The sequence below is a fragment of the Nostocoides australiense Ben110 genome (genome assembly GCF_001050535.1).
Taxonomy (GTDB): Bacteria; Actinomycetota; Actinomycetes; order Actinomycetales; family Dermatophilaceae; genus Nostocoides_A; species Nostocoides_A australiense.
This window is the reverse complement of sequence record NZ_HG764815.1, coordinates 2,575,293-2,583,375: the sequence shown is the minus strand read 5'-3', so window position 1 is coordinate 2,583,375 and position 8,083 is coordinate 2,575,293. Positions and strand designations below refer to the sequence as shown.

Sequence of the window (8,083 nt, the reverse complement as noted above, 5' to 3'; positions counted from 1 at the left end):
GTGTCGCTGTCCGACGTGGTCGACGCCACGGAGCTGACGGTGACGGCCGAACCGGCCGCCGTGGTCGAGGTGTCGTCGGCGGCGACGCCGCAGCCGACCAGCACCGCGCCCGCCAGGGCGAGGCTGGAGGTGAAGGCGGCGAAGCGCTTGGGGCGAGAAACAAAGCGGGACACGGGAATCCTCTTTCGTCGTGGGGGGCGGTATGCCGTACCCCTAGAGATTCCCGTGCCCCGCTTTCGCGCTCTTGTGGTCTCGCTGTGCCCTTTCTGTGAGCCTCAGCCGGTGGTTTGCGGCTCAGCCGGTGGTTTGCGGCTCAGCCGGTGATGTGCGGCTTAGCCGGTGAAGTTGGCCATGCCGCGTTCGAGGGCGTCGATCACGTACGGCCGCAGTGTCTCGGCCTTGATGATCCTGTCGACGGACCCGACCCGCCGTGCCCGGTCGATGGTGTGGATGCCGTCGAACTCGTCCGCGACCTCGCGCAGTTTCGCCGACCGCACTTCCGCGCTGATCCGGGCCAACGCGGCGCGGGCGGCGGATGCCTCTGCGCCGGACGCGCTCGCGGCCTCGGCCCGGGCGGTCTTGACCCGCTCGTCACCCTCGGTGCGCACCTTGACCTCACGCGCGAAAACCGTTGCGGCAGCGGGCGCGCCACCGATGACGGAGGCGAAGGAGCCCTCCACCGCCGCGATCTCCATCGACTCGGTCAGCGCCTTCGAGAAGACGACGAAGGCGCCACCGTGATAGCGGGAGACGACGACGAAGACGATCGGGCCGTCGAAGTTCGTCACCGCCCGCCCGATCTCGGCGCCATACTCCAGCTGCCAGTTGCGCATCGACTCCGGCGATCCGTCGAAGCCGGACAGGTTCGCCAGGACGACCAGCGGCCGGTTGCCGCTCGCCGCATTGACGGCTCGCGCGGTCTTGCGCGACGACTGCGGGAAGAGCGTTCCCGAGGTCCACGCCGGCGGCCCGTAGGACGGGACGAACCCGCGCCGCGGCACCGTGCGCGACTCCAGTCCGAGCATGCAGACCGGGATGCCGCCGACCGTCGCGTCCCACACGATCGAGGTGTCAGAATCCTGCCATGCGCGCCACCGCTCCAACGGTTCGCAGTCGGCGTCGGCCACCGACCGCATCACCGAGCGCATGTCGAACGGGAGCTTGCGTTCTGGGTTGGTCGTTGCCCCGAAGACGTCCCCGACCGTGGTGAAGTCCGAGCCGGCGATCTTGGCGTGCGGCGCCGTGCGGACATCGCGATCCACCGGGTCCGCCGTCTTCCACCGGCGCGGGAAGCGTTCTCCGGGAACGACATACGTGAAGCCGTAGTGGTCGAGCAGCAGCTGGCAGGCCTCCGGGAACGAGGGCGCCCAGTACTGCGCCTGACCGTTGGGGCCCATGACGCGGTCGAAGCCGCCGATGCCGGAGTTGTCGTCGGCGGAGACGGCGCCAGAGAAGTCCAGGGCCTGCTTGCCCGTCAGCACCATCGCGCTCGCCGGCGTCATGATCAGGATGCCCTTGGTGTGCATGAGCATCGTCGCCTCGGCGTTCCAATAGGGCTGCCCGCCGACGTTGATCCCGGTGACGATGATGTTGACCTCGCCGCCGGCCTGTGTGAACTCGATGAGCCGGCGCAGGGTCAGGGCGATCCAGTCCATGTTCTCGGTGCCGGAGTCCATGGCGATGAGCGCTCCGGAGGAGACGGCATACCACTCCACCGGGATCTTGTGCTCCAACGCGTAGGCGAGGACCGAGTTGATCCGGCGGCACTCCGGCTCCGCGAGGTTTCCGAGCCCCTGGGTGGGGTCGGACAGCAGGGCGATGCGCGTCATACCCTCCGGCTGCGTGTCCGTGTAGTTGGTGATCAGGGCGACCACGACGTGGGCGCTGTTGTTGCCCGGCTCGCGGTCCACCTCGATCAGCGTCTCGCCGTCCTCGTCGAGGTCGAGTTCGACATACCGGCCCGACGGGAAGGGCGAGGCGTCCCCCGGGTTGGGGGTGAGCATCCGCAGGATCTCGTAGGGGTAGGGCGACTTGAACCGGTTGGCCGTCAACACCTTCTGGGCGTACTTCGTCAGCGGCCGCACCGGGTTGGGGCCCGGCTCGTCCATGCGGATCGACAGGCCACCGGCGCCGAGTCCGTCGAGCACGAGGATGCGATCGCGCAACACCCGCTTCCCGACCGGGTCGGTCTCCGGGACCGTCACGTGCAGGACGATCTTCTCCAGACCGGCGCCCCGGGCGAGCCCCTCATAGGCGCGCGCCAGCGGATACCAGTCGGTCGCGGGGATGGTCCACGTCGGCCGGATCGAGAGCACGAGCCGGTTGGCGACCGGGCGCTCGCGCACCGGGTAGGTCGCCAGCGCGGCCCGCATCGACGCGAGCGCGGCCAGGCCCATCCGCCCGAGGAGGGGATAGGTGACCTCGCCCGAGAGTTCGTTGCGCACGGGAGTCAGGTCGCGCACCTCGGCCAGGGCGAAGAGCCGGTGGTCCTTGGGGTTGTCCTTGGCGACGCCGTCGAAGAGGTAGACGTCCTCGGGGGAGGGCAACCGCGTCAGGGTGAAGTTCGACAGCCGCCACAGGTCGAGACGCTTGCCGAGCATCGGGTGCAGGTTGCGATAGATCTGCTCCTCGACGAAGGACCCGTCCTCGCCCTGCCGGTAGGTCAGGTGCTGGGTGCGCAGCCTGCTGGCCCGGTGCCCGCCCATCGTCGTGATCGTCAGGTCGAGGCGGTGCAGCACACGGCCGAAGTCGCACTGGGCGAGGATGTCAGCCGTATGGGCAGCGAGCGCCTCGATGTCGTCCCACTCACCTTCGCGCCACAGCACCAGATCGACGATCGCTTCGCGCTGGAAAGCCTTGGTGCTCAGGTGTGTTGCGATGGCCCGCGAGGCCCGGGGCAGGTCCTCGAGCGGCAGGTAGCCCGCGACGACGTGCAGATCCATGCCGTTGTGGCCGTAGTGGGCGAAGGCCACCTCGAAGCCGTCGACGATGTCGATGTCGAGGCCGCGCAGGTCGCGAATGCGATAGAAGCGCCGCAGGTAGGTCTCGAGGATGGCGGCGCGGAAGGCCTGGGTCTGGTCCGCGTCGGCCGGGGAGGCGAGGCTGTCGCGCCAGGAGTCGAGCAACAGCGAGCGCATCGGATGCGGTGACCAGACGAGCCGGTTGATCCGGTCGGAGCGGTCCGCCACGTGCGGGTCGTCCGCCAGGACTCCCATGTGGGTCGCCATCTCGGCCGCGGTGACATCGTTGATCCGCTCGATGGCCGGCTGCTCGAAGGCCTGGAAATGCACGTCGCGGGCGAGGTCGGTGACCTCGGGCTGGCGGCCCTCGGTGGCCGCGACGAGTCGCTCGAGCCGGTCCTGCCAGTCGGCGGTGGGCTCGGCATCCGGCTTGTCCATGCGGCGCTCGAGGATCGCGACGACGACCGGTGCCATCTCGGGCACCCGGCTGAAGGAGCGGAACATCCACAAGGTGGTGCGACGCAAGTCCTCGCGGTCCGCCAGCGAGTCCACGCCATACCGCGCGAGCGCCTGCTGCAGCCGCACCCGGTAGCTGGCGGGCAGTCCGGCCCGGTCCGGGTCGAGCCACTGCAGGTAGGCGATGAAGAACTCCTGGGTGTTGTCCGGGTCCTCCTCGTCGGGGTCGGCGCCGGAGTCGGCTTCCACGCGCGGGCGATAGAGCGAGCCGATCTCGGCGTAGAGGTCGAGGAAGGCGTCCTCCCGTTCGCGCAGTTCGCTGCTGTCCTCGCCGGCGGCGAGTTTGCGGTATGCCGCGATGAGCACCTTGACCGCCGCCGGGTCCAGGTCGTAACCCAGCAGATAGTTGGTCAGGCCGCCGAAGACTCGGGCGCTCTCGCTGACCGGCGCTGCGCCGGAAGGGGTTTCGGCGAGCGTGGCGAGACTGACGTCGGCATTCGAGGTGTCCTCGTCCGCGCTCGCGCTGGTGCGGATCCGCAGCAGCGGGTCGCCCTTCTCGACCTGGGCGTTGGGCAGCACGGCGACCGAGGTCACATGTCCCGAGAAGGGCGCGGTGACCGTGGTGACCATCTTCATCGACTCGAGGATCGCGATCGGCTGGCCCGCCGTGACGTCGTCGCCGACGGAGACGAGCAACGATCCGACGAGGGCCGGCCAGCCGGTGCGCACGACGACGCCGTCGTCGCGGCGCACGGTGTGGGCGACGCTGTCGATCTCGAGATGGACGGCCTCCTCATGCGGCTGCACGACGACCCGGACCTTGCGGCCGGCGACGACCATTCGGCGTTCGTGGTCGGAGAGCCGGTCGACGGTGACGTCGACCGCCGCGCCGTCGCGAATGCGGTAGCGGTCGGCGGCGATCTTGTCGACCCGATAGCGGTGCGGCTGGCCGCGATAGGTCAGCTGCATCTGGGCGCCGACCTGCTCCGGGTGCGCCGGACGCCCGCGCGAGGCGCTGGCGCGGAAGCTGTCCTGCACCAGGGCGAAATCGGCCTCGTAGAACTCGACGGCGGCCGCCGCCAGGGCCATCGGGTCGGGCGGCGGCTCCAGGGCGCCGCCGCCCAGGGTCTCCGGCAGCCAGGCCGCCGTGACGGGCCCGGCGGCCACGTCGTCGCTGCCGAGCACGGCCAGCAGGACCGACCGGTTCGTCAGTCCGTCGGACAAGGCGATCGCCGTCCGTTCCAAAGCTGCCCGCAGGCGGCTCAGCGCCTGGGCGCGGTCCAGACCCCACGCCGTGACGGTGGCGAGCACGGGATCGCGCTCGGCGTCGACGAGGTCGCCCTCGCGCAGACTGGCGTCGACCCGCACACCCGTGCCGACGGGCAGTGAGAACAACTCGACGCGGCCGCCGGTCGGGTGACCGCCCTCCGGGTCCCGCGCGAGAATGCGCGCCTCGATCGTGTAGCCGTCGCCCTCGGGCGGTGCGGCGTCCAACGAGCCGCCGGTCTCGATCCGCCATTGCAGCCCGACGAAACTCGCACCGGTCGTCTCTTCGATCGCCGCGTGTTCGGGCCGCCCGCCCACGGCGAGCGAGCGCACGGCATACGCACTGCCGTCGAAGGGCACGGCGAAGGTGACGACCGCGGAGCCCGTTGCGCCGCACGTCGCGGCGCACGCGCCCGCGAGGGTGCGTGCCGCCGCCGTGACATCCTCGAGGACGTCCTCGGCGATGGCGCTGATCGGCGACTCCGCAATGAGCAACTCGCCGTCCTGCTGGAGGGTGACCTCCCGCGGCGGCAGCGCCCACGTCGTGCCGGCGGCGTCGGTGAGGGTGTCGACCTCGAGGAGCCGCTCGGCGGGCCCGTCCGCGTCCACCGGTATGCCGTGTTGCTCGGCGAGCGTGGCCAGGTTGCCCGGGTCGGTGAGTCGTTCGATCGCGCCGGCGTTGGGGCCGACGACCGTCATGCCCGCGTCCTCCGCCGAACGCACCACCTCGAGCAGCGACCCGTAGGCGCTGACCTCGCTCGGCCACAGGGCGTCGATCCCCGCCGCCTGGAGGGCCGCGACGAGCCCCTCGGCGCCGGCCGCAGCCGGCACCGAGAGGAACTCGTCGCCCTCGCGGGCGAACCAGGGCGCGGTCGTGTCCGGTGCGACGACCACACTGGTGATCCGGGTGCCGGGGTCCCGGTTGAGATTGCCGATAGCCGCCACCAGGCGCACGGCGGGTTCGCCGTGATCGATCACGGCCAGCCGAATTGTCGCTCCCACGGGTAAAGCTCCCTTGATCTGGTCGAGAGTGGATGGGGTCAGGCGAACGTCGCGCCGAGCGCCGATGCGACGTCCTCGCTGAGGTCACCCGGAAGGGGTACGGTCGCGTAGCCGTCGAGGACGACGACGACATCGCCGGCCGCGTCGGTGACGACGACGTCGAAGCCGTCGGCAGTCGGCGTGGCGCGGGCGAACAGGTCACCCTCGACGCTCGCCGGGTCCTTGAGCACCCGGGTCGAGGCGACGCGCATGGGCAGCGCGAGCCGTCCCTGGGTGCCGGCCTCCCACAATCCGGCCGTCTGGAAGCTCAGCTCGACCAGGCGGGGAGCCGTGATCAGCGGAGCGTCCGCCGGGACGTGGTTGTCCGGGACGCCGGTGTTGAACCGCGCGACCGAGCCGCCGTTGTCCTTCCACGCCTCGGAGACCACCTGATAGGCGGGCCCGTGGAAGTAGAAGGTGTAAACGACATCGGAGCCGACGGTCTGCTCGGGTGCCTCGGTGCCGCCCTCGACGCTCTGCGCCTCCGGCTCGCTCGTGGTCAGCACGACCGTGCCCGTGAAGTGGGTGGTCGTCACCGGTGCACTCTGGCCGGGCAGCTCGCGGCTGGCGGTCAGGGCGCAGTGCGCGATGAGGTCGTCACCGTCGGGAGCGGGGGTGATGACCGCCGAGATCGTCAGCTCTCGCGGCTCGTCGCGGAAAAACTTCACCGGTGCCGCGAACGAGACGTCCTCGACCGCCGCGACGCGATAACCCTGCGGCGCAATGAGACTCGCCACTTCGGCGAAGGACTCCATGCCCATCACGCCCGGCAGCACCGGGGTGCCGTCGATGCGGTGATCGGTCAGGAAGCCCTGCTCCGCCGGGGTCAGCGTGGTCTTCGACGTCACGCCCGTGTGGACGCTGCTCGACACCTCGCCGACCATCGGGCCGGTCCCGGCGCCGACGGCGCTGCGGTCGAGGCCGCCGCTCTCGTGGTACTCGGCGGCCATGGCGCCGAGCACCCCGGCGACGATGACCTCGCCGCTGTATGCCGAGGACTCCAGTTCCCGACGCACCCAGGCCACGCCCGCCTCCGGCGGCAGCATCTGCACCCCGGCCATCTCCATGATCTTGGGGATGGATCCGCGGGTCGCCATGCCGATCCCGCCCCACGCCGTCCAGTCCGTGGCGATGCCGCGGGTCTGGGGCCGCGTGCGGCGGAAGTTGGAGACGACCTTGCACAGCAGGTCATTGGCGGAGGAGTAGTCCGTCTGGCCCTGGTTGCCGAAACGCCCTGCGACAGAAGAGAAGACGACGACCGCGCCGACCTCCATGTCCTTGGCCGAGCGCCACACGTTGAACCACCCGGTGGTCTTGACGTCGAAGACCAGGTTGAACTCGCGCGGCTCTTTCTCCGGCAGGTTGCGGCTGATCTCCAGCCCGGCCGCGTGCAGCAGCACGTCGATGCTGCCGCTGCGCTCGCGCACCTGCTCCATGACCTCGGCGACATTGCCGGCGTCGGTCAGGTCGACCGGGTAGTAGAAGGCCTTGCCGCCGGCGTCGGTGACCGCCTCGATCGCGGTCAGGGCCGCCTCGAGCCGCTCGATCCGGGCGATCTCGCGGTCGATGAGGACCGGTGTGGCCTTCTTGCCCTGCTCCTTCAGGCGCGTGGCGATCCGGGCCTTCAGCGCGGCCTTGTCGTCGCGGAAGGTGTTGATGTCCGCGTCGTCAGGATCGGGTGAAGGCGTCAGGTCGAGCAGGTGGAAGGTGCCGCCGCTGGCCTTGGCCAGGTCCGCCGTGATCGCCGAGACGATGCTGCCCGCAGCACCGGTGATGACGAAGACGCTGTCCTTGCCGAGCGTCATACCGCCCTCGCCGTGCGGCGAACCGTCCGGGCCGAGCGGGGTGAAGGCCCGCTCGACGAAGGCCACGCCATAACGCAGGCCATCCGCCGCGCGGCCGATCTCGACACAGCCGGGATCGCGCAGCGTCTCCTCGATGAGCAGGTCGGCGATGGCCGCCGTCTTGCGGCTGGCCGGCAGGTCGACGGCCTTGACGAGGGCGTCGGGCCGCTCCTTCTTGTAGGACTTCGCGAAGCCCGTCACCGCGCCGCCGAGGACGCTCGTCGCGCCGCCGGCGTCGTAGCCGTGGAACCCGCCGAGGCGCGTCGCGACGACGAGGAAGGGGCTGGTCTCCCACAGCGTGCGCATCGTGGCATAGAGCCCCTTGACGCGGCGCTGCAGCGCACCTTGCCACTCGTTCAGCTCGTATGCCGTGACGTCGCCTTCGTCGTCCAGCGCCGGCAGCCAGTAGACACCGGCGATGGGCCCTTCGGTCATCCACTCGGCCAAGCGGCCGGCGAACTCGTCGTCGCTGTCCTCCGCCGGGCCGTAAAGCACTGTGGCGCCGGCCTTTTCGAG

The 8,083-nt window shown here is 70.3% G+C and carries 2 protein-coding genes; both read right to left on the bottom strand.

Annotation, left to right across the window (positions count from 1 at the left end; genetic code table 11):
• Positions 1-332 precede the first annotated feature (332 nt).
• Complete coding sequence (locus tag BN11_RS12415; protein ID WP_157044122.1) at positions 333-5,684, bottom strand: carboxyl transferase domain-containing protein; 5,352 nt, start codon at positions 5,682-5,684, stop codon at positions 333-335.
• A 38-nt stretch (positions 5,685-5,722) separates the two neighbouring features.
• On the bottom strand, positions 5,723-8,083 hold a 2,361-nt coding region (locus tag BN11_RS12410; protein WP_162213229.1), incomplete at its 5' end, for an SDR family NAD(P)-dependent oxidoreductase.